At 70.8% G+C, this 23,214-nt stretch carries 15 protein-coding genes; 8 read left to right on the top strand and 7 right to left on the bottom strand.

What is annotated here, in order from left to right; translation table 11 throughout:
- Nucleotides 1-112: 112 nt before the first annotated feature.
- The 6 genes from ASC56_RS24185 to ASC56_RS24210 form a co-directional block, all read right to left on the bottom strand.
- A complete protein-coding gene (locus ASC56_RS24185) occupies nucleotides 113-1,282 on the bottom strand; it encodes a beta-propeller fold lactonase family protein (protein ID WP_055493617.1) in 1,170 nt (389 codons plus the stop codon).
- Entirely contained in the window at nucleotides 1,282-2,124 is an 843-nt protein-coding gene (locus tag ASC56_RS24190) for a polysaccharide deacetylase family protein (protein ID WP_079102677.1), read from the bottom strand. Before ASC56_RS24190 ends, ASC56_RS24185 begins: the two co-directional genes overlap by 1 nt.
- Nucleotides 2,125-2,197: 73 nt before the next feature.
- The gene (locus ASC56_RS24195) at nucleotides 2,198-2,701 is read right to left on the bottom strand and encodes an ATP-binding protein (RefSeq protein WP_055493618.1); all 504 of its coding nucleotides are present in this window, start codon (nucleotides 2,699-2,701) and stop codon (nucleotides 2,198-2,200) included.
- A 299-nt stretch (nucleotides 2,702-3,000) separates the two neighbouring features.
- On the bottom strand, nucleotides 3,001-3,768 hold the full coding sequence (locus ASC56_RS24200; protein WP_055493619.1) for an enoyl-CoA hydratase/isomerase family protein: 768 nt from the start codon (nucleotides 3,766-3,768) through the stop codon (nucleotides 3,001-3,003).
- Between the two features lie 84 nt (nucleotides 3,769-3,852).
- Complete coding sequence (locus tag ASC56_RS24205) at nucleotides 3,853-5,103, bottom strand: Ig-like domain-containing protein (RefSeq protein ID WP_234377032.1); 1,251 nt, start codon at nucleotides 5,101-5,103, stop codon at nucleotides 3,853-3,855.
- 180 nt (nucleotides 5,104-5,283) lie between these two features.
- Nucleotides 5,284-6,489 carry an Ig-like domain-containing protein gene (locus tag ASC56_RS24210; protein ID WP_055493621.1) on the bottom strand — a complete coding sequence of 402 codons (1,206 nt, stop codon included), beginning with the start codon at nucleotides 6,487-6,489 and terminating at the stop codon, nucleotides 5,284-5,286.
- Nucleotides 6,490-6,690: 201 nt separating this feature from the next.
- Between ASC56_RS24210 and glgX the strand changes: the two genes are divergently transcribed.
- From glgX to ASC56_RS24240, 6 genes are all read left to right on the top strand, one after another.
- Nucleotides 6,691-8,955, top strand: a complete 2,265-nt coding sequence (gene glgX, locus ASC56_RS24215; protein ID WP_055493622.1) for a glycogen debranching protein GlgX — start codon at nucleotides 6,691-6,693, stop codon at nucleotides 8,953-8,955.
- A gap of 119 nt (nucleotides 8,956-9,074) precedes the next feature.
- Nucleotides 9,075-10,940: an ABC transporter ATP-binding protein gene (locus ASC56_RS24220; RefSeq protein ID WP_055493652.1), complete on the top strand. Its 1,866-nt coding sequence runs from the start codon at nucleotides 9,075-9,077 to the stop codon at nucleotides 10,938-10,940.
- The gene (locus ASC56_RS24225; protein ID WP_055493623.1) at nucleotides 10,937-12,853 is read left to right on the top strand and encodes an ABC transporter ATP-binding protein; all 1,917 of its coding nucleotides are present in this window, start codon (nucleotides 10,937-10,939) and stop codon (nucleotides 12,851-12,853) included. The genes ASC56_RS24220 and ASC56_RS24225 overlap by 4 nt, the downstream gene beginning before the upstream one ends.
- A gap of 403 nt (nucleotides 12,854-13,256) precedes the next feature.
- Nucleotides 13,257-15,299, top strand: a complete 2,043-nt coding sequence (locus ASC56_RS24230; RefSeq protein WP_055493624.1) for a M4 family metallopeptidase — start codon at nucleotides 13,257-13,259, stop codon at nucleotides 15,297-15,299.
- A gap of 306 nt (nucleotides 15,300-15,605) precedes the next feature.
- Nucleotides 15,606-17,270 (top strand): M4 family metallopeptidase, encoded by a 1,665-nt coding sequence (locus ASC56_RS24235; RefSeq protein ID WP_055493625.1) that lies wholly within the window; start codon nucleotides 15,606-15,608, stop codon nucleotides 17,268-17,270.
- Between the two features lie 69 nt (nucleotides 17,271-17,339).
- Nucleotides 17,340-17,858 (top strand): DUF1990 family protein, encoded by a 519-nt coding sequence (locus ASC56_RS24240; protein ID WP_055493626.1) that lies wholly within the window; start codon nucleotides 17,340-17,342, stop codon nucleotides 17,856-17,858.
- Nucleotides 17,859-17,940: 82 nt separating this feature from the next.
- Here ASC56_RS24240 and ASC56_RS24245 read toward each other — a convergent pair whose 3' ends face one another.
- Nucleotides 17,941-20,559, bottom strand: a complete 2,619-nt coding sequence (locus tag ASC56_RS24245) for a glycosyltransferase family 1 protein (RefSeq protein ID WP_055493653.1) — start codon at nucleotides 20,557-20,559, stop codon at nucleotides 17,941-17,943.
- Nucleotides 20,560-21,014: 455 nt separating this feature from the next.
- On the opposite strand from ASC56_RS24245, the gene ASC56_RS24250 reads away from it, so the two are divergent.
- Entirely contained in the window at nucleotides 21,015-22,208 is a 1,194-nt protein-coding gene (locus tag ASC56_RS24250) for a S8 family peptidase (protein ID WP_371330267.1), read from the top strand.
- A gap of 234 nt (nucleotides 22,209-22,442) precedes the next feature.
- Nucleotides 22,443-23,214 (top strand): maltotransferase domain-containing protein (locus ASC56_RS24255; RefSeq protein WP_159039692.1); only part of this gene is annotated, 772 nt, incomplete at its 3' end.

Here is a 23,214-nt window from a genome sequence, read left to right on the forward strand (position 1 = left end):
CGCTCGTCATCCCTCGGCGAAGATCGTGGCCGGGGAGCGGCTGTCGCTGCGGTGGAGCGTGCCGCAGGTCGTGCGCCAGACCCGTCCCACTATGCCCACCGCTGCCTCTACCTCAGCGGAAGACGCCCGTGTGTCCCAGCGAGTAGCGGCCCGGCTGCGGATAGACGGCGAGGCCGTGCGGGCCGCTGCCCACCCTGATGCGGGCGAGCTGCTTGCCGGTCCGGGTGTCGATGGCGTACACCTCCGAGTTGTAACGACCGGACAGCCACAGGACGTTGCCGTCGGCCGAGACGCCGCCCATGTCCGGGCTGCCGCCGTTCGGCAGGCGCCACTTCTTGGTCAGCCGGTCCTGTTTGAAGTCGAAGACGGAGATGGTGCCCTCGCCCCGGTTGGAGACGTACATCTCGCGGGAGTCGCGGCTGACGTAGAGGCCGTGCGCGCCCTTGCCGGTGGGCAGGAAGTCCGGCTTGCCGAAGGTGTCGCCGTCCAGGATCCACACCCCGTTGGCCACCATGTCGGCGATGTAGAACCTCTTGCCGTCCGGGGAGACCTTGACGTCCTGCGGCATGGCGCCGTGGACCGGCAGCCTCTGCTGGCCGATCACCTCCATCTTCTCGGTGTCGACCTTGAGCAGTTCACCGCTGAACTCACAGGAGACGATGAAGTAGCGGCCGTCCAGCGAGAAGTCGGCGTGGTTGACGCCGTAGCACCTCACCGGCACGGCCTTGGCCACCTTCATGCTGTGCGCGTCGCGGAAGACCAGCTGGCGGTCCTTGGAGGCCATCACGATCGCGTACTTGCCGTTCGGCGTGAAGTACAGGTTGTACGGGTCATGGACGTCGACCGGCTTGCCCGCCTTGCCGGTCCTCGGGTCGATGGGGGTGAGGGTGTTGCCGAGGTCGTTGTTGACCCACAGCGTCTTCAGGTCCCAGGACGGCACGACGTGCTGGGGCTGGTGGCCGACCGGGATCGTCTCGATGACCTCGTACGTCTTCGGGTCGATGACGGACACGGTGTTGGAGATGGTGTTGGGGACGTAGACCCGGGAGGGGAAGTCCTTGACCACCGGGGAGAGCTGACCGGGCCGGTCGGCCGCGTAGACGTCGTTGCGGTCGAGCACGGGCGGCATGCCCGGCAGCGCGGGGTCGGCCCGCTGGGTGGGGTTGAGGGGAGCCTTGGAGCCGAGCGCCTGGTCCTTGTGGGGGGATCCGCTGCTGCAGCCGGCGAGCGCCGCGAGAGCGAGGCCGGCGATCAGTACGCGCGTGACGGTCGTGAGGGGCATCAGCTCAGCAACTCCGTGGTGGTCACCGCGGTCAGACCACGGCGGTCGAGTTCGTGCAGGAGGGAGGGCAGGGCGGTGACCGTGTCCGCGTATCCGAAATGCAGGCTCACCACCGACCCGCCACGGACCTCGCCCATCACCTTGCGGGTGACCGCGGGCGCGCCCGGCGAGGTGTAGTCGAGCGAGTCGACGTCGTACGACAGGACGTGCGGGTAGCCGACGCGACGGGCCAGCCGCTCTACGAGCGGGGTGGCGCGCGGGGCACGGGAGGGGCGGAACCAGGCGCCGATGGATCCGGTCAGCCGCCGCAGCCGATCGGCGCAGCCCTGGATCTCCGCGAGCGCGTCCGCCTCGGACATGCTGTTGATGCCGACATGGCGCAGGGTGTGGTTGCCCAGGTCGTGGCCGCCGTCGACGATGCGGCGGGCGACTTCGGGGTGCTGGTCGAGCCAGGTGCCGACCGCGAGCACGGTGATCTTCGCGCCCGCCTTCTCGGCCGTGTCGAGGATCGACACGGCGTAGGAGGGGTCGCCCTGGCCGTGGAAGGTCAGGGCCACCTGCTTGCGGTCTCGGGGGCCGTTGGCGATCTGGGCGGGCTGCTGGGGGAAGGCACGGGGCACGGGCGCGGCGATCGGCGAACGCGAGCCGCGCGGGCCGGCGGTGCGGGACGGGATGGCCGGATGGACGACGCCACCGGAGGGGGCACAGGCGGCGGCGAAGGCACCGGCGGCGGCGAGCCCGGCGCCCGCGCGCAGCGCCGTGCGGCGGTCGGGCACCGCCCTCGCGGCGCCCTCCTCGTGGTCCGGTGGGAAGGAAGGGACGGGCGTGGTCACCCTCCCTATTTAAGGGCGGGACGGCGCGGAAATCGACGATTGGGCCGAAGACGGAGGGCGCGGGTCGCACGACGTCGCGCGGTCAACGGTCGGCGACCCGCATCTCGAACCAAGTGGTCTTGCCGCGCGGCAGCAGGTCGACGCCCCAGCGGTCGGCGAGTCTGTCGACGAGGAAGAGGCCACGGCCGCTCAGGTCGAGCTCCTGAACCGGCATCAGACAGGGCAGTCCACGGGAGGGGTCGCGGACCTCGATGCGGATCCACCCCCGGCGACGGCGCATACGTAACCCGAAGACGCGTGCGCCGGTGTGTCGCACGGCGTTGCCGACGAGTTCGGAGACCAGCAGAACCGCGTCCTCGGTCATCCTCGGGGTGAGCTTCCAGTGACGCAGGATGACGACCTGGGCGAGTCGGCGCGCGGTGGCCGCCGACTCGGGCCGGGACGGTAGTGGAACCTCTTCGTCCGCGGGATTCCCGAACAACTCCAGTGCCTTGAGCGCCCGTTCGTCCTCGACCGCAGGCGACCAGCGTGCCGCGGTCGCACTCGCGTGCCGCCGCGGCTGTTCGACACCCTCCAGCCCCGCCATGCAACCATCATGGCCGTCCAGCGCGCTGCTCGCGGCATTACCACGGAATACGCCCCCCGGAACCGCATATTCCACACGATTCGTGCGGCATATGCCATATGCAAGCCATGGCCTCTCACACCCCAACTGGCCTGCGGGAACAGGCCGGTTGGGGGCAAGAGCCAGGCGCCTCGGACGAGGCAGCCTTAAGGTTGCCTTAAAGCTGCCCTAATCCGCCCCATCGGGGACCCCGGGTAAGACGTCGCGTCAACTACAAGTGGATCAACATGACTTCCTGAACAATTCTCAGGTTGGGTCGGTCAGACGAACTTCGCCTTGCCCGGCCCCTCTTCCACGAAACTGCGCATTCCGCGCTCGCGGTCCACGGTCGCGAAGAGGCCCGCGAACCAGGTGCGCTCCACCGCGAGCCCGGTCTCGATGTCCGTCTCCAGACCCGTGTCCACGGCCTCCTTGGCGGCCCGCAGCGCGATCGCGGGGCCCTGGGCGAGCCTGGCGGCCCAGGTGTGCGCCTCGGCGTACACGTCCTCGGCCGGCACCACCCGGTCGACCAGGCCGAGCGTCAGCGCCTCGTCCGCCTTCACCATCCGCCCGGTGAAGATCAGGTCCTTCGCCCTGGACGGGCCGATCAGGCGCGCCAGCCGCTGGGTGCCACCCGCACCGGGGATCAGCCCGAGCAGGATCTCCGGCTGCCCCAGCTTCGCGTTCTCGGCGGCGATGCGGTAGTCGGCGCACAGCGCCAGCTCGCAGCCCCCGCCCAGGGCGTAGCCGGTGATGGCGGCGACGACCGGCTTGGGGATTCGGGCGACGGCGGTGAAGGACTCCTGCAGGGCGCGGGAGCGCAGGACCATGGCGGCGTGGTCCATGGCCTGCATCTCCTTGATGTCCGCGCCCGCCGCGAACACCTTCTCCCCGCCGTGGATCACCACGGCGCGCACGTCCTCGCGGCGCGTGATCTCCTCGGCGAGCTCCTTGAGCCGGTCCTGGGTGGCGACGTCCAGCGCGTTCATGGGCGGGCGGTCCAGACGGAGCGTGCCCACGCCCTCGGCGACTTCGAGATGCACAGTCATGCCAGGAAGGTTAACGGGCACTAACGCCACCGGGCCCGGTGTGCTCGCTCACAGCGGCACACCGGGCCCGGTGGCGTACGGCCCTTACTTGATCCACTCGTCCCAGGACATGTTCCAGCCGTTGAGCCCGTTGTCGGGCGCGACCGTCCTTTCGTGGGCGTTCTTCACGATGACGACGTCACCCACCATCGACTGGTCGTAGAACCAGGCCGCCGGCACCGAACCGTCGTAGCCGCCGCGCACGTCGCGCAGGCCGACGCAGCCGTGGCTCGCGTTGTAGTTGCCGAAGGCGTCGCCGCCCCAGTAGTTGCCGTGGATGAAGGTGCCGGAGTCGGTCAGGCGCTGGGCGTGGGGCACGTCCTTGATGTCGTACTCGCCGCCGTAGCCGACCGTCTCGCCGTTCATCCGGGTCACGGCCAGGCGCTCGCTGATGACCATCTGGCCGTTCCAGGTGTCGTAGCCCGGCTTGCCGGTGGTGGCCGGGAGGGTCTTGATGACCTTGCCGTCGCGCCTGACGACCATCTTGTGGGTCTTGGCGTCGACGGTGGAGACCTGGCTGCGGCCGATGGTGAAGCTCACGGCCTTGGCCTGCTTGCCGTAGACACCGGGCCGGCCCTCGACGCCGTCGAGGTCGAGGGTCACGGTGACCTTGGTGCCGGCCTTCCAGTAGTCCTTGGGCCGGAAGTCGAGGCGGTCGTTGCCGAACCAGTGACCGCGGACCTCGACGGCCGGCTCGGTCTTGATGGTGATGGCCTTCTCGACGTCGGCCGGGTGGGTGATGCCCCGGGTGAAGCGGACGGAGAACGGCATGCCGACACCGACGGTGGAACCGTCGTCGGGCGTGTAGTTGCCGATGAAGGTGTTCTCCGGGGTGAGGGTCGTGAACGAGGACTCCTGGGCGGAGGTGAGCCCCGCGGAGTCCTTGGCGACCGCGTGGACCTTGTACGTGGTGGACGCTGCCAGATGGGTGGAGGGCGTCCAGGTGGCGCCCCCGCCGGTGATGCTCCCGGCGACCTGGTGGCCCTTGGAGTCCTGGACCGTGACCTCGGTCAGCCTGCCTTTGGCGGCGGTCACCTTGAGGACGCCGCTGGTGTCCACGGCCTTGGAGCCGTTCTTCGGGGCTATGGTGACGACGGCCTGCGACTGCTCGCTGCCGGCCTTGCCGGCGTCCTTGCCCTTTCCGTCACCGGCCCCCGCAGCGGAGTTCCCTCCCCCGCCGCACGCGGTCGCGGTGAGCAGAAGGGCACCGAACATCAGTGCCGACAGACCCTTGCGACCGCGCCCCTCCCCTCGGCTCGCACCAACCGACGCCCCCGATATCGGTCGCCCGTTCACTTTCCCGTCTCCCCTCGCACGGCCTGATGAGGCCCGCACTTCAGCGCGACCCACGCGCGCACGGGGCAAATCAATCACACGCCCCGGCCCGATGACTCCCCGCGATTGTCACTGTTCAGTCCCAACTCGGGGCCGCGCCAAGGCGCACGGGACTCCGGGTACGCGCCCCCCATGCCGGGGCTACCGCACCGCGCCGCCGGCCTTCCAGTCGTGCCAGCTCATGTTCCACCCTCCGAGCCCGTTGTCGGGAGCGACCTGTCTGTCCTTGCTGTGGACGACCTCGATGACGTCCCCGACAAGGCTGCGGTCGAAGAACCAGCGCGCGGGGGTGTCGGATCCGCCGCCCCTGACGTCCCTGAGGCCCACGCAGCCGTGGCTGACGTTGACGCGTCCGGGGGCCTGCGGCGCCCAGTAGTTGCCGTGCACGAAGGTGCCGGAGTCGGTCAGGCGCATGGCGTGCGGGACGTCGGGGATGTCGTACTCGCCGCCGAAGCCGACCGTGCGGCTGTTCATACGGGTGACCTCAAGCCTCTCCATCACCACCATCTTCCCGTTGTACGTGGTGGTCCTCGGGGCACCGGCGGTGATCGGCACGGTGTGGACCGGCTCGCCGTCACGGCGCACACGCATGGTGTGCGCGGCCGCGTCGACGAGGGAGACCTGGCTGCGGCCGACGGTGAACGAGACGGTCCGGTACTGCACTCCGAACACCCCGGGTGCCCCCTCCACGTCGCGCAGCCGCAGCGCGACGGTGACCCGCGTGCCGGGCTTCCAGTACCGCTCGGGCCGGAAGTCGAGGCGGTCCCCGCCGAACCAGTGCGGGCGGATCTCGACGTCCGGGCTCGCGGTCACACGGATCGCGCGCTCGACGGCGGCCCGGTCGGCGATCCGCCGGTTGAACAGCAGGGACACGATCATCCCGGTGCCCACGGTCGCGTGGTTCTCCGGGGTGACGTACCCGATGAACCGCTTGGCGGGGACGAAGGTGGTGAAGGTCGTGTGGCGGGCCGCGCGCCGGCCGTATCCGTCGAGGGACACCGCGTTCACGGTGTACTTGGCGGCGAGGGCGAGGCGTCGGTCGTCGGGCTCCCAGACCCTGCCGTCGTCGGAGAGGTGCCCGGGCACCCGCGAGTCCTGCCCGTCCTGGGACCTGACGACGGTCACCGACTCCAGGCGGCCGTCCCGCACCCGGACCCGCAGCCGCCGGTCGGCGCGGACGTCCTTGCTGCCGTCGTCGGGCGTGACATGGATGGCGTCCTTGGGTGCGGGCGCCTTGCCGAGCACGTCGTCGAATCCGTGGGAAGTGCAGCCGGCCATCAGACCCGCCCAGCTCAGTGCGGCGGCCAGCGCGGCTCCTGCGCGCCGTGCGCGCGTCTGTGCGTGCATCACGAAGATCCCAACGACCCAGCCCCTCCTGGGGAAACGTGAGTGCGAGCCACGCTCTGGGCAGAACAGTGGGGAGGACGACGCGACGGGGAGCCGCGCCCGTGAGCCGCAGGGGCGCGCCGGAGGCGATCAAGCCAGGAAGAGGCGGGAGACCGTGCGCCTTTTTCCGTGTCGTCCCGACGAGCCGCGGGAGGCCGAAACGTGTCGAGCGCAGCCGAGCAGGAGGCAGTGCAGGAGGAGCGGGCGGACGAGGGACGGTCGTCCGTGCGCCCGGGCGCCGTGCTGAACGGCAGGCGACGCCCGGTGCCGCCGGTGCCCGTGTGGCCTGGCGCCCCCACACCGCTCGGGGCGCGCTTCCACGCGGGCCCCGACGGGGTCGTGGGCACCAACTTCGCGTTGTGGGCGGGCGGTGCGGAGGCGGTCGAGCTGTGTCTGTTCGACGGGCGGGGCGCCGACAGCCACGAGACCCGCGTCAGGCTCACCGAACTGACGCACGAGATATGGCACGGATTCGTGCCGGGCGTGATGCCCGGGCAGCGGTACGGCTTCCGGGTGCACGGACGCTGGGACCCGTGGACGGGCGCGCGCTGGAACCCGGCGAAGCTGCTCCTGGACCCGTACGCGCGCGCGGTGGACGGCGACTTCGGCCTGCCGCCGGAGGTGTACGGGCATGTGCGGGACTGGCCGCAGCAGCACGTCGCGGACACCGTCCGCGACGAGCGGGACTCGGCGCCGTACGTCCCCAAGGGCGTGGTCGTGCACGATGACGACGACTGGGCGGACGACCACCGCCCGAAGACGCCGTGGGCGGACTCGGTGATCTACGAGCTGCACATCCGCGGCTTCACCCGGCTGCACCCGGACATCCCCCGGGAACTGCGCGGTACGTACGCGGGACTTGCGCACCCGGCGGCCGTCGAGCACCTGGTGAAGCTCGGCGTGACGGCGGTGGAGCTGCTGCCGGTGCACCAGTTCGCCCACGAGGGCCACCTGCTCGGGAAGGGCCTGCGGAACTACTGGGGCTACAACTCGATCGGCTACTTCGCCCCGCACGCGGCCTACGCGTCCTCCGGCACGAGGGGCCAGCAGGTCGGCGAGTTCAAGCGGATGGTTCGGGCGCTGCACGCGGCCGGGATCGAGGTCATCCTCGACGTGGTCTACAACCACACGGCGGAGGCGGACGAGCTGGGCCCGATGCTGTCGCTGAAGGGGATCGACAACCGCGGCTACTACCGTCTGCAGTCGGACGCGCGCCGGTACGCGGACTACACGGGCTGCGGCAACACCCTGCACGTGGTGCAGCCGCACGTGCTGCGTCTGATCACCGACTCCCTGCGCTACTGGGTGACGGAGATGGGCGTGGACGGCTTCCGCTTCGACCTGGCCGCGGCGCTGGCGAGGTCGATGCACGACGTCGACATGCTGTCCCCGTTCCTGGCGGTGATCGCCCAGGACCCGGTGCTGCGCCGGGTGAAGCTGATCGCTGAGCCTTGGGACGTCGGCTCGGGCGGCTACCAGGTCGGGGCGTTCCCCCCGCTGTGGACGGAGTGGAACGACCGTTACCGCAATGCCGTACGGGACTTCTGGCGGGGCGCGCTGCCGGACGTCCGCGATCTGGGGTACCGGCTGTCGGGTTCGAGCGACCTGTACGCGTGGGGTGGCCGCCGCCCGTACGCCTCCGTCAACTTCGTGACGGCGCACGACGGCTTCACGCTGCGCGATCTGGTGTCGTACGAGCGCAAGCACAACGAGGCGAACGGCGAGGGCAACCGCGACGGCTCCGACGACAACCGCTCCTGGAACTGCGGCGCGGAGGGCGAGACGGACGACGAGCGCGTGCGGGCTCTCAGGCGACGGCAGTTGCGGAACCTGCTGACGACGCTGCTGCTGTCGACGGGCGTGCCGATGCTGGTGGCGGGCGACGAGATGGGCCGCACCCAGCGCGGGAACAACAACGCGTACTGCCAGGACAACGAGATCGGCTGGGTGGACTGGAGCCTCAGAAAGGACCCGGGCTGGCGGGCCCTGTTCGACCTGACCTCCCGTCTGATCGAGCTGCGCCACCGCCACCCGGTGCTGCGCCGCCGCGCCTTCTTCTCCGGCAGGGCCCACTCCGCGGACGGCCTCAGGGACCTCGCGTGGTTCACGGCGCGCGGGGCGGAGATGACGGAACGCGACTGGTACGCACCGGCGGCGACCCTGGGCATGTACCTCTCCGGCCGCGACATACCGGGACGGGACTCGCGGGGCGCACCGGTGGTGGACGACAGCTTCCTCGCGGTCTTCCACGCCGGGGACCGCCCGGCGGGTTTCGAGCTGCCGGGGCCGCCGTGGGCGCGGCGGTACGAGCTGATCGTGGACACCTCCCGCGAGGAGCAGTCGCTCCCGCCGGGGACGGTGCACCGGGCGGGCGCGACGGTGACGGTACCGGCTCGGGCGGTGCTGCTGCTGCGGGTGGTGGACTGAGGCGGTACGGCCGACGCCCATTCGGTAGCTCTGACACGCAGGTCGTAGGACCAGCGGCGGATCCCGGTCCGGCCAAAACTCGGTGGGCACTGTCAGTGCCGATCCGTAGGCTCGCCGTGATGCCCACACCATCTGAAGTCCCCGAGGACCGCTCCGCCGTCCGCACTCTGCTGCGTCTTTGGCCGTATGTGCGCCCGGTGCGGCTGCGGCTGTTCACCGCCGCGTTCGTCGCGGCCGTCGCGTCGTGCGTCGGCCTGGTGATCCCGCTCGTCCTGAAGTGGCTGGTGGACGGGCCGGTGGCGGACCGGGACCCGGCCGGCGTCTGGCTCGGCGCGCTGTATCTCCTGCTGCTCGGGATCGCCGAGGCGGTGCTGTTCGGGATACGGCGCTGGCTGGTGGCACGGCCCCTGTCCCGCGTCGAGGCGGACATGCGAGCGGATCTGTACCGGCATCTGCAGCGGCTTCCGGTCGCCTTCCACGACCGCTGGGCATCGGGGCAGCTGTTGTCCCGCGGCACGACGGATCTGATGCTGGTGCGTCTGTTCCTCGCCTTCCCCCTGACCTTCCTGCTGGTCAACGGCGTGACCATCCTGGTCGGCGTGATCATCATGCTGCTCCAGGACTGGACGCTGGGACTGGTCATCCTGGGGCCCGGCATCCCGGTGATGGTCATGTGCGCCGTGTTCGAGCGACGGTACGCGCGGATCACGCGACGGGCGCAGGACCAGGTGGGCGATCTGACGACCGTGGTCGAGGAGAGCGTGCTCGGTATCCGGATCATCAAGGGGTTCGGACGACACCGCAGCCAGGCACGGGCGTTCCGGGAGCTGTCGGAGACACTGCGCGGGACGGAACTGGCGAAGGCGCGGCTGCTGGCGTCGATCTGGGCGGTCATCGTGACGCTGCCGGAGCTGGCGATCGGGGCGGCGCTGGTGCTGGGGACGGTTCAGGTGGCGGATGGTCACCTGTCCGCCGGGACTCTGGTGGCGTTCCTGTCCACGGCGCTGGCGCTGCGCTGGCCGGTGGACTCGATCGGCTTCCTGCTGGCGATGAGTCAGGAGGCGGCGACGGCCACGGAGCGGTACTTCGAGGTGATGGACGAGCAGCCCGAGTCGGCTGTGGACAGGCCCGACGGACGGGCACGGCCTGCAGCTTCGCGGCACCGGCCCACGGAGTCCAAGGACGGCGGCCTCCGCTTCCACGGCGTCCGCTTCCGGTACCCCGACGCCCCGTCCGGCTCCCCGCCCGTCCTCGACCGCATCGACCTCCACATCCGCCCCGGCGAGACCATGGCACTCGTGGGCGCCACCGGCAGCGGCAAGACCACGCTCACGGCGCTCATCCCCCGGCTGTACGAGGTGACTTCGGGACGCATCACGCTGGACGGCGTGGACGTCAGGGCCATGTCGCGCGAAGAGCTGCGTTCCCATGTGGCCGTCGCGTTCGAGGAGCCCACCCTCTTCTCCACCACGGTCGGCGACAACGTTCTCATGGGCGCCCCGGCCACCGCGGGCGAGCAGGAACTGGAGCGCGCCCTCGCCATCGCCCAGGCCGACTTCGCCCACGCACTCCCCCAGGGCACACGGACCCAGGTCGGCGAGCAGGGCCTCAGTCTCTCCGGCGGCCAGCGCCAGCGTCTCGCACTTGCCCGCGCGGTCGTCGGCAGCCCCCGCTTCCTCGTCCTCGACGACCCCCTCTCCGCCCTGGACGTGCACACGGAGGCCGCGGTCGAGGCCGCCCTGCGCCGGGTGCTGGACGGGACGACCGCCCTCGTGGTGGCACACCGCCCGTCCACCGTCCTCCTCGCCGACCGCGTCGCCCTGCTCTCCGGCGGCCGTATCGCCGCCGTCGGCACCCACCAGGAACTGCTGCACACGAACGCCGAGTACGCCCATCTGATGTCCGGAGACGCCGGGGACGCCGAGGACGCCGAGTACGCCGATCTGATGTCCGGGGACGCCGAGGACAGCGAGGAGGCCCGATGACCGCGCCCGGCCCCAAGCTCTCGACTTCGTTCGAGCCGGGGAGACCGCGATCGACCGCGCCCTACGGCGAGAACAGCGAGGAGGCGGCCGGCGACCGGTCCGCCTCGCCGCCCGGCGCCTCCGAGGACGCCTTCGACCGCGACACCCTCCCCACCCCGCCGGGCGCCACGGCCACGCTGTTGCGCTCGCTGCTCGCACCGCTGCGCGCCCGGACCGTCCTGACCTGTGTGCTGCTCCTGCTCCAGCAGGCCGCTGTGCAGGTGGGCCCGCTGCTGGTGGCGTACGCCATCGACCGCGCCGTCCCCGCCTTCCGGCACGGCGACCACGGCCCGCTGATCGCGGTGGCGGTCGCGTACCTCCTCTCCGCCGCGGCCGCGGGCGGGCTCCAGTACGCGTTCATCGTCGTCTCCGCCCGCGTCAACCAGGACGTGCTGCTCGATCTGCGTGGCCGGATCTTCCACCACGCGCAGGCGCTGAGCATCGACTTCCACGAGCGCTACACCTCGGGTCGGCTGATCTCCCGCTCCACGACGGACGTCGAGTCACTGCGCGAACTGCTCAGCGAGGGCCTGCAGGAACTGGTCACGGTCATCCTGTCGTTCGTCTACATCTCGATGATGCTCCTGTGGCTGGACCTCGGCCTGGGCTCGGTGGCGGTGGCGTCCCTCCTGCCGCTGTACTGGCTGGTCCGGCTCTACCGGCGCCGGGCGGGCCGGATCTTCCGCCGTCGGTCGACCGCGATCGCCGCGGTCATCGTGAAGTTCGCGGAGACGATGAACGGGATCCGGCCGGTGCGCGCGTTCCGTCGCGAGGAGACCAATGACGCCGACTTCCGCGTCCTGAACGAGCGGCACGCGCGCACCAACGGCGACGCGCTGCTGGAGATGGCCCGCTATGTCACCGGCTCCCGGCTGGTGGCCAACACGGCGGTGGCCGCGATCGTGCTGTGGGGCGCGTACCGGGTGGCGGAGGGCTCGCTGGCGCTGGGTGTGCTGGCGGCCGCGGTCCTCTACCTCCGGCGCCTGTACGACCCCATCGACCGGCTCGGGATGTTCCTCAACGCCTATCAGTCGGCGGCCGCCTCGCTGGAGAAGATCGCGGGACTGCTGGCGCAGACGCCGTCGGTGCCCGAGCCGTCGTCGCCGACGCGGTTTCCGGCACGGGAGGGTGAGCACCCGGGCCGCGAGGTCGTGTTCGAGGACGTCCGGTTCGCCTACCGGACGGGCGGCGAGGTGTTGCCGCGGTTCTCACTGACGCTGCCGGCCGGGCAGACGGTGGCGGTGGTCGGCGCGACCGGCGCCGGCAAGTCGACGCTCGCGAAGCTGCTGGCCCGCTTCTACGACCCCTCCGACGGGCGGGTCCTGCTCGACGGCGTGGACCTGAGGGCCCTGGCGCTGCGCGAACTGCGGCGCGGGGTGGTGATGGTGACGCAGGAGGCGTTCCTGTTCTCCGGCACGGTCGCCGAGAACATCGCGATCGGGCGTCCGGACGCGAGCCGCGAGGAGATCGAGCGGGCGGCGAAGGCGATCGGCGCGCACGACTTCATCAGCGCGCTGCCCGAGGGCTACGACACCGACGTACGCAAGCGCGGCGGCCGCATCTCGGCCGGACAGCGCCAGCTCGTGGCGTTCGCACGCGCGTTGCTCGCCGATCCGGCGGTGCTCATCCTCGACGAGGCGACCAGCTCCCTGGACATCCCCGGCGAACGAGCCGTGCAGCGCGCGATGGTGACGGTGCTGCGGGGGCGTACGGCGGTCGTGATCGCCCACCGGCTGTCCACCGTGGAGATCGCGGACCGGGTCCTGGTCATGGAGGACGGCCGCATCGTCGAGGACGGCAGCCCGGCCGAACTGATCGCGGGCACGGGCCGTTTCGCGGACCTGCATCGGGCCTGGCGGGAGAGTCTGGCGTGAACGAACGGAGATCGGGGACCTGCACCTGGTGAAGGTCGCCCAGTACCCCGGGTGGGGGCGACAGCCGGAAGCGAACCCGGAGGGCCGCCTCTGAGTCACGTGGAGTCGCGGCCGGGCGCCAGGTCCGGTACCCACTCCTGGTGAACGCTCCGTATAGCGAACATGACCATCCGGGCAACGGACGATTTCCGGCCAAATTCTTGATGCGCTCCTGACAATCCTGGCGAGTCTCTGCGACGCTTCCCACGGCCCCCTCACAGCAACCCCACAAGACCTCTGCCGTGCCGTGGCCGTTACCTTCACGCACCTGGTTCCGCGTTCGACCCTGCTCTGCCCGGACGGCCCACTTCCGCCCGGTCTCCCCTGGCCGCGTGACCCCGCGGCCATGCAGAAGGAGTCAGTGTTGAGAAGCAGTTCCTCTCGCAGACGCACCTCCCACACCCCCTCCCCTCGCGCCGCGGCCGTCGCCCTCGTCGGCGTCTGCGCCCTGCTGGCCGCCGCCGTCCAGTCGGGCGCCGCGAGTGCCGCCCCGGCCGAGCCGGCCCCCGGGAAGATCAACCCCGCCCACGCGGCCCTGAAGCTCTCCCCCTCGCAGCGCGCCGAACTGCTGCGCGACGCCGACGCGGCGAAGGCGGGCACGGCCCGCGCGATCGGGCTGGGCACGCAGGAGAAGCTGGTCGTCCGTGACGTCGTCAAGGACGCCGACGGCACGCTGCACACCCGCTACGAGCGCACGTACGCCGGCCTCCCGGTCCTCGGTGGCGACCTGGTCGTCGACACGGCGAAGTCCGGGACGACCGAGCGGGTCGTCAAGGCCACGCGGGCCACCATCCAGGTCGCCTCGCTCACGCCCCGGGTCGCCGCCTCGACGGCGGAGAAGCAGGCGGTGTCCGCCGCCAGAGCTGCGGGCTCGACGAAGACGGGCGCCGACGGCGCACCCCGCAAGGTGATCTGGGCGGCGAGCGGCAAGCCGGTCCTGGCGTACGAGACGGTGGTCGGCGGGCTGCAGGACGACGGCACCCCGGACGAACTGCACCTCGTCACCGACGCCGCCACCGGCAAGGAGCTCTTCCGCTACCAGGGCATCAGGAACGGCATCGGCAACACCCAGTACAGCGGCCAGGTCACGCTGACCAGCACGCAGTCGGGGTCGACGTTCACGCTGAACGACGGCTCACGCGGCGGACACAAGACGTACAACCTCAACCACGGCTCCTCCGGCACGGGCACGCTGTTCTCGCAGACGAACGACACCTGGGGCAACGGCACCTCGTCGAACGCAGCGACCGCGGGGGCCGACGCGCACTACGGCGCGCAGGAGACCTGGGACTTCTACAAGAACACCTTCGGCCGCAGCGGCATCAAGAACGACGGCAAGGCGGCCTACTCCCGGGTCCACTACGGCAACGCCTACGTGAACGCCTTCTGGGACGACAGCTGCTTCTGCATGACGTACGGCGACGGATCCGGCAATGCCGCTCCCCTGACCTCGCTGGACGTGGCCGGCCACGAGATGAGCCACGGCGTCACCTCGAACACGGCCGGTCTGAACTACTCCGGCGAGTCGGGCGGCCTGAACGAGGCCACCTCCGACATCTTCGGCACCGGCGTCGAGTTCTACGCCAACAACCCGTCCGACCCGGGCGACTACCTCATCGGTGAGAAGATCAACATCAACGGTGACGGCACCCCGCTGCGCTACCTGGACAAGCCCAGCAAGGACGGCTCGTCCAAGGACAGCTGGTACTCGGGGATCGGGTCGATCGACGTCCACTACTCGTCGGGGCCCGCGAACCACTTCTTCTACCTGCTGAGCGAGGGCAGCGGCGCCAAGGTCATCAACGGCGTGAGCTACGACTCGCCCACGGCGGACGGTCTTCCGGTCACCGGAATCGGCCGCGACAAGGCACTGCAGATCTGGTACCGGGCGCTCACCACGAAGTTCACCTCGACCACCAACTACGCGGCGGCCCGCACCGGGACGCTGGCGGCGGCGGGTGAGCTGTACGGCACCTCGGGCGCCGAGTACAAGGCGGTGCAGGACGCGTGGGCGGCGGTCGCGGTCGGGGCGCGCTCCGGCGGCGGCACGGGCGGCGGGACATCGTACGAGAGCACGACCAAGGTGTCGATTCCGGACAACGGGCCGGCGGTGACCTCGTCGATCACCGTCACGGGCCGCACCGGCAACGCGCCGAGCAACCTCCAGGTCACCCCGAACATCACGCACACCTGGCGTGGCGACCTGGTGATCGACCTGATCGGCCCGTCGGGCACCGCCTACCGGCTGAAGAACTTCAGCTCGTCCGACTCCGCGGACAACGTGACCGACACCTACACGGTCAACGCCTCCTCCGAAACCGCCAACGGCACCTGGCAGTTGAGGGTCCAGGACCAGGCGGCCCAGGACGTCGGCACGATCAATGGATGGAAGCTGACATTCCCGTAGACCGTGGATGAACGCGCCTCACGGCGCGTCGAGACAGGGTGCCGTTCCGGGGGCCGCCCCTCCGGAACGGCATCTCTTTACCCCACCCTGAATCTTGCCTTGTTGGCACGCGACGGAGACCGGCGTCCGGATTCCGTCCAACTCCCTTCACCTGGAGATCGATTTTCGGCCAAGGTCGCTTCACCCTCCTGACATGTACGCGACCTTGATGTCACTCTTCCACCGCACGGCTCACCCGCACCGCAACTTCACACCGTCCGTACGGCCACCCCACGTCGTACGGCCGCCCCCACAGAAGGAGCTTGCGTGACTCCCCTCTACGCGCGTCACAAGCGCACCACTCTGGCCATCGCCACCGCCGTCGCGGCCGGAGCCCTGCTCACCACCGGTCTGACCACCGGTGCCTCCGCCCAGACCGTGGCCTCGCCCGTCGCCGCGGCCAAGCCGCTCGCCGCCGCCCCCGTCGCCCTGTCCGCGGCCGCGCGCACCTCCCTCTTCAAGGAGGCCCAGACCTCCGCGCCCGAGACGGCCCGCAAGATAGGCCTCGGCGTCAAGGAGCAGCTCGTCGTCAAGGACGTCGTGAGGGACGCCGACGGCACCGTCCACACGCGCTACGAGCGCACGTACGCCGGTCTCCCGGTCCTCGGCGGCGACCTGGTGGTCCACGAGTCGAAGTCCGGCAGGACCGAGGGCGTGACCAGAGCGACCGACGCGGCCATCAAGGTGGCCTCCCTCAAGCCGCAGATCACCGCCACGAAGGCCGAGAAGCAGGCCGTGACGGCGGCGCAGTCGGCGGGCTCGAACAAGACCGCGGCCGACAGCTCGCCCCGCAAGGTCATCTGGGCGGGCGCCGGCAAGCCGGTCCTCGCGTACGAGACGGTCGTCGGCGGACTGCAGGACGACGGCACCCCGAACCAGCTGCACGTCATCACCGACGCCGCCACCGGCAAGAAGCTGTACGAGTACCAGGGCATCGAGACCGGCACCGGCAAGAGCCTGTACTCGGGCACGGTCAGCCTCAACACCACCCTGTCGGGCTCGTCCTACCAGCTGTACGACACCACGCGCGGCGGCCACAAGACGTACAACAAGGCCCACGGCACCAGCTCCTCCGCGGGCACGCTGTTCACCGACGCGGACGACATCTGGGGCACCGGGACGGCCTCCAGCTCGACCACCGACCAGACCGCGGCCGTCGACGCCGCGTACGGCGCGCAGGAGACCTGGGACTTCTACAAGAACACCTTCGGCCGCAGCGGCATCAAGAACGACGGCAAGGCGGCCTACTCCCGGGTGCACTACGGCAACGCCTACGTGAACGCCTTCTGGGACGACAGCTGCTTCTGCATGACGTACGGCGACGGAACGGGCAACACCCACCCCCTGACCTCGCTGGACGTGGCCGGCCACGAGATGAGCCACGGCGTCACCTCGAACACGGCCGGTCTGAACTACTCCGGCGAGTCGGGCGGCCTGAACGAGGCCACCTCCGACATCTTCGGCACCGGCGTCGAGTTCTACGCCAACAACCCGTCCGACCCGGGCGACTACCTCATCGGCGAGAAGATCAACATCAACGGTGACGGCACCCCGCTGCGCTACCTGGACAAGCCCAGCAAGGACGGCGGCTCCGCCGACTACTGGTCCTCCGGCGTGGGCAACCTCGACGTGCACTACTCGTCGGGTGTGGCGAACCACTTCTTCTACCTCCTCTCGGAGGGCAGTGGTTCCAAGACCATCAACGGGGTCACCTACGACTCCCCGACCTCCAACGGCTCCACGGTCACCGGCATCGGCCGCGCCAAGGCGCTGCAGATCTGGTACAAGGCGCTGACCACGTACTTCACGTCGACCACCAACTACAAGTCGGCCCGTACGGGCACCCTCTCGGCGGCGGCCGCTCTCTACGGCTCCGGCAGCACCGAGTACAACGCGGTGGCGGCGGCCTGGTCCGCGGTCAACGTGAGCTAGTGCGCGGGTGACGGCGCGGCGGCCCCCGGCGTGAAGGCGACGCCGGGGGCCGCCCTACGCTGGGGTCTTATGTCTCTGGCGGACTTCACGTACGAGGATGTCGGCGCGACCCGCAAGGCCGGCCACTGCCCCGAGGGCTTCCACCCACTGCACGTTCGCACCCGGATCGGCGAGGGCGAGGAGGTGTTCCGGCGGGCGTCCCGGGCCCTGTTCTCCTGGGAAATGCACCGGGCCGTGGGCCTTGGCATCACGACGGACGCCGAACGGGCGACGGAGGGCGCGGACGTCACCGTCACCCTCGGCGGCGTGCTCAAGGCCCCGTGCCGCGTCGTGTGGACGCTGGAGGAATCACGGAGCACCGGCTGGGCGTACGGCACACTGCCCGGCCACCCGGAGTGCGGCGAGGAGGCCTTCGTCATCAACCGCACGGGCGACGGAACGGTCTGGCTGACGATCACCGCCTTCAGCCGTCCGGCCAAGTGGTACACGAGGGCGGGCGGCCCGGCGGCGCGGGGACTGCAGCACGCGTACGCACGCCGCTGCGGCGCGGTCCTGCGGAAGCTGTGCGCCGCGGAGGAGGAGCTGTGACCGCCGAGGTCCCGCTCGTTCGCCGGGCAGGACGGGCAGGGATCGCCCGCCCTGCCCGGGGGTGCGGTACGCGCCCGAGGCGTCAGCGCATCAGTACCCCGGCCGCCTCGGCCAGTTCCTCCGACGGAACCGCCACCAGCCCCACCTCCGCGCTCGACGCGAGCAGGCGGTGGGCGGGAAGGATACGGACCGTGTAGCCGAACGGCCCGGTGCGGTCCAGGGACAGCGGGCCCTCGTAGACCCAGCGGCCCTCCTGATCCGGCCCACCCGCCGGTTTCAGCGCGGTCGCCGTCGCGTCCGCGATGCGGTCCTCCGTGTCGACGCGCCCCGACACCACCTGGACCTCCACGTCGTCGGGGGCCAGATCACCAAGGCCGACCCGGACCCGCAGCGAGAGTGTCGCGCCCAGCTCCGCCGTCGCCGTCGCGGCCGACGTCTCGACGTGGTCGACCGTGACGGCCGGCCAGGCCGCCCGCACCCGCGCCTTCCAGCCCGCCAGCTCCCGTGCCGCCTCCGGCGTCATCGCCCGGTGCGCATGGGCCGCCGGGGTGTACAGGCGCTCCACGTACTCCCGGACCATCCGCCCGGCCAGCACCTTGGGTCCCAGATGCGTGAGGGTCCGGCGGACCATCTCGATCCAGCGGTCCGGCAGTCCGCCCTGGCCCCGCTCGTAGAAGCGGGGCGCCACCCGCCGTTCCAGCAGGTCGTACAGCGCCGCCGCCTCCAGGTCGTCGCGCCGGTCCTCGTCGGTCCCCGCGCCGTCCGCGGTGGGGATCGCCCAGCCGAAGTCGGGCTGGAACCACTCGTCCCACCAGCCGTCCAGGACCGACAGGTTGAGACAGCCGTTGAGCGCCGCCTTCATGCCGCTCGTTCCGCAGGCCTCCAGCGGGCGCAGCGGGTTGTTCAGCCACACGTCGCAGCCCGGGTAGAGCTTCTGCGCCATCGCCATGCCGTAGTCCGGCAGGAAGACGATGCGGTGGCGCACCCGCGGGTCGTCCGCGAACCGGACCAGCTCCTGGATCAGGCGCTTGCCGCCGTCGTCCGCGGGGTGGGCCTTGCCGGCCACGACGATCTGGACCGGGTGCTCGGGATGCAGCAGCAGCTCCATCAGCCGGTCCCGGTCGCGCAGCATCAGCGTCAGACGTTTGTACGAGGGCACGCGCCGGGCGAAGCCGATCGTCAGGACGTCGGGGTCCAACGCCCCGTCGATCCAGCCCAGTTCGGCCGTCCCGGCGCCCCGCTGCCGCCAGGACGCGTACAGCCGCTCGCGCACCTCGAGCACCAGTTGCTCGCGCAGCACCCGGCGCAGATCCCAGATCTCCTGGTCGGCGATCTCCGCGATGGCGTCCCAGCGCTCCGGACCACCGACCGTCATCACATCCTCGGTGCGCTCCGCGCCGAGCTGCCGCGCCCCCAGCCGGAACACCTCCGGTGCCACCCAGGTCGGCGCGTGCACCCCGTTCGTCACGGAGGTGATCGGCACCTCGTCGGGGTCGAAGCCCGGCCACAGACCGGAGAACATCTCCCGGCTGACGTTGCCGTGCAGCAGGGACACTCCGTTGGCGCGCTGGCCGAGCCTGAGCCCCATCACCGCCATGTTGAAGAGGTTCGGTTCGCCGCCCGGGTAGGTCTCCATCCCGAGCCGCAGGATTCGTTCCACCTCGATCCGCGGAAGCTCGGCGTCCGGGCCGAAGTGGCGGGCCACCAGTTCCCGGTCGAAGCGGTCGATGCCGGCCGGGACGGGCGTGTGGGTGGTGAAGACCGTACCGGCCCGCACCGCCTCCAGCGCGGAGTCGAAGTCGAGGCCGGCATCGCACAGTTCGGCGATCCGCTCCAGGCCGAGGAGGCCCGCGTGCCCCTCGTTGGTGTGGAACACCTCGGGCTCGGCGTGCCCGGTCAGCCGGCAGTACGTGCGCACGGCGCGCACCCCGCCGATGCCGAGCAGCATCTCCTGGAGCAGCCGGTGCTCGCTGCCGCCGCCGTAGAGCCGGTCGGTCACACCCCGTTCGCCCAGGTCGTTGTCCTCCACGTCGGAGTCGAGCATCAGCAGCGGTACCCGGCCCACCTGGGCGAGCCAGATGTGGGCCCGGAGCCGGCGGCCGCCGGGCAGCCCCAGGGAGACCTGGGCGGGGGTGCCGTCCGGCTCCCGCAGGGGCACCAGCGGCAGCTCGTTCGGGTCGAGGACCGGATAGTGCTCCTGCTGCCAGCCGTCCCTCGACAGGGTCTGCCGGAAGTAGCCGTGCCGGTACAGCAGGCCCACGCCGATCAGCGGGACGCCGAGGTCGCTGGCCGCCTTCAGATGGTCTCCGGCGAGGATGCCGAGGCCGCCGGAGTACTGGGGCAGCGCGGCGGTGATACCGAACTCGGGCGAGAAGTAGGCGATGGCGGCCGGGAGGTCGGACGAGCGGGACTGGTACCAGCGGTCACCGCTCACATAGTCGTTCAGGTCGTCGGCGGCCGCGGTGAGGCGGCGCAGGAAGCGGCGGTCCTCGGCCAGCTCCGCCAGCCGGGCGGGCGGCACGCTCCCCAGCAGCCGCACCGGGTCGCCGTCCACGGCGGCCCATCGCTCGGGATCGACGGTCTGGAAGAGGTCACGGGTCTCCGCATGCCACGACCAGCGCAGATTGCGCGCCAGGTCGCTCAGCGGGTGAAGGGCTTCGGGGAGGGCGGGACGTACGGTGAACCTGCGGATGGCCTTCACGAATTCCACCTTCACGGAGGACGTACGCGGCATGTCATCCACGACGGTACGCCGCGCGGCGACGGCGCGTTTCGCTTACCGCCGGGTTTGTACGCACCCGGGTTCCCATGGGCCCAGGGGGGCTGCCGCCCCCGGAGCGCCGCTCCGGCCCGAGCGAACCTTGTCCCCAAGGGCCGGACGGGCTGGTTCTGCCTGGACCGGGCCCGAGACGAACTCTGGACCGGGCCGGCACCTGCCCCCTCGTGACCCGTCAGGGGCCGTCCGAAATACAACGCAACCTTTACATGCCGAACACGGACGGTATGGCCGATTCCGCCCTCCTGGGCGACCTTGTGGCAGTTCACGCCGCACGAGAGGCTGCCCACTGGCGTCAGGGTCCGACGGCAAGCCCGCGCTTGACGGAAGTCCTGCCCCTGTACGCCGAGTTGAGGAGGGGAACTCACGTCATGGCACGGATGGGAAACACGCGTCCACGCTGGGCGGGCTGCCTTACCGCGGTCGCCACGGTAGCGGCACTCTCGGCCACCGCCCAGCCCGCACAGGCCGCACCGGAAGGGACGATCCTCGGCGCCGGAGCCCCCGGCGCCGTCACCGGAAGCTACATCGTGACGCTCAAGGGGGGAACCGAGGCCCCGTCGGCCGCCGGCAAGGGCATCGCCGAGAAGTACGGGGCGAGAATCAGCCACGCCTATGGGTCGGCGCTCAACGGGTACGCGGTGAAGGTCGACCAGCGGCAGGCCCGGCGTATGGCGGCGGACTCCCGTGTGGCCTCGGTCGTCCAGGACACCAGGGTCGCACTGGACCACTTCCAGAAGAACCCGCCCTCGTGGGGGCTGGACCGCATCGACCAGCCGAACCTGCCGCTCGACAAGGGCTACACCTGGCCCGAAACGGGCGGCGCGGGCGTGACGGCGTACGTCATCGACACCGGCATCCGCATCTCGCACGACGACTTCGGTGGCCGGGCGAGCTACGGCTGGGACTTCGTCGACAACGACAGGACCGCCTCCGACGGCAACGGACACGGCACCCATGTGGCCGGAACCGTCGCGGGCACCGCCTACGGCGTGGCCAAGCAGGCGAAGGTCGTCTCCGTACGCGTCCTGGACAACGACGGCTCCGGCACGACCGCGCAGGTCATCGCGGGCATCGACTGGGTGACCAGGCACGCGAGGAAGCCCGCGGTGGCCAACCTGAGTCTGGGCGGCTACGCGAACGCCCAGCTGGACGCGGCCGTGCGCAACTCCATAGCGTCCGGCGTCACCTACGCGGTCGCCGCCGGCAACGACGGACTCCCGGCCGGGCTGTACTCCCCGGCCCGTGTCCCCCAGGCCATCACGGTCGGCGCCACCGACCAGCGGGACGCCCGGGCGGGCTTCTCCAACTGGGGGTCGAGCCTGGACCTGTTCGCCCCCGGCGTGTCGATCACCTCCGACTCGTACGCGAGCGACACCGCGAAGGCCACGCTCTCCGGTACGTCGATGGCGACACCGCACGTCACGGGCGCGGCCGCGCTCTATCTCGCCACCCATCCCGGGGCCACCCCGGCACAGGTGAGCCAGGCGCTCGTGCGGCGGGCGGCCTCGGGGAGGGTCATGGGAGCCGGGCTCGGCTCGCCGAACAAGCTGCTGCAGGTCGCCAGCCCTTGATTCCCCGTTAACCGGGCACACGTACCCTTGCCGGCCTCGCCCCAAGCGGGCGGGGCCGGTCCCGTTTCGGTCGTCCGGAAGCGGCCGGTCTTCAACGTAGACATACGCGCGAGTAGTTAACAAAGTGCCGGAATGCTCACCCGCACAGGGTGGGAAGGCTCCTCCGGTAACCCCGCTGGCCCACCTTCCGACACCCCCATCCGCCCACCCAGTTCGACGCGGACAGGAGCGGTCATGCCCCCGACACACCACTCGCCGGCACCCCCGGCACCCGGCACCGGCGCAACTCCATCGCGGAAGGCCGACGCCGGTCCCCCCGTCCCGCGGACACCCTCCGCGGGCCCGAGTCCCCATCCGGCACCGGGCGCCGGACCCACCCTCGGACGCATTCCCGTCCTCGACGTACGGCCCCTCGTCCACCAGGGCCGACGCCCCGCCAAGGCGGTGGTGGGCGAGGAGTTCGAGATCTCCGCCACGGTCTTCCGCGAGGGCCATGAGGCCGTCGCGGCCAACGTCGTGCTGCTCGACCCGGAGGGCCGCCCGGGCCCCTGGACGCCGATGCGCGAACTCGCCCCCGGCACGGACCGCTGGGGCGCCACCGTCTCCGTACCGAGCGAGGGTCGCTGGACCTATGCCGTGGAGGCGTGGGGCGATCCGGTCACCACCTGGCGTCACCATGCGCGGATCAAGATCCCGGCCGGGATCGACACCGAGCTGGTCCTGGAGGAGGGCGCGCGGCTGTACGAGCGCGCGGCCGAGGGCGTGCCGAAGAGCGAGGACCTGCGGGAAGCGCTCCTCGCCGCGGTCGACGCCCTGCGCGACACCGGCCGACCGGCGGCCTCCCGTCTGGCGGCGGCGTTGACGCCGGAGGTGGATGGGGTTCTGGCTCGTCATCCGTTGCGTGAGTTGGTGTCGTCGTCGGAGGGGTTGGCGCTGTTGGTGGAGCGGGAGCGGGCGTTGTTCGGGTCGTGGTACGAGTTCTTCCCGCGGTCGGAGGGTACGCCGC

This window comes from Streptomyces sp. TP-A0356, assembly GCF_001417775.1.
Lineage (GTDB): Bacteria > Actinomycetota > Actinomycetes > Streptomycetales > Streptomycetaceae > Streptomyces.

Coding starts and splice junctions, on each gene's coding strand:
- ASC56_RS24200 (WP_055493619.1), bottom strand. CDS start 3,768: ATGACTGTGCATCTCGAAGTCGCCGAGGGCGTGGGCACGCTCCGTCTG.
- ASC56_RS24185 (WP_055493617.1), bottom strand. CDS start 1,282: ATGCCCCTCACGACCGTCACGCGCGTACTGATCGCCGGCCTCGCTCTC.
- ASC56_RS24250 (WP_371330267.1), top strand. CDS start 21,015: ATGGGAAACACGCGTCCACGCTGGGCGGGCTGCCTTACCGCGGTCGCC.
- ASC56_RS24225 (WP_055493623.1), top strand. CDS start 10,937: ATGACCGCGCCCGGCCCCAAGCTCTCGACTTCGTTCGAGCCGGGGAGA.
- ASC56_RS24195 (WP_055493618.1), bottom strand. CDS start 2,701: ATGGCGGGGCTGGAGGGTGTCGAACAGCCGCGGCGGCACGCGAGTGCG.
- ASC56_RS24210 (WP_055493621.1), bottom strand. CDS start 6,489: ATGCACGCACAGACGCGCGCACGGCGCGCAGGAGCCGCGCTGGCCGCC.
- ASC56_RS24220 (WP_055493652.1), top strand. CDS start 9,075: ATGCCCACACCATCTGAAGTCCCCGAGGACCGCTCCGCCGTCCGCACT.
- ASC56_RS24240 (WP_055493626.1), top strand. CDS start 17,340: ATGTCTCTGGCGGACTTCACGTACGAGGATGTCGGCGCGACCCGCAAG.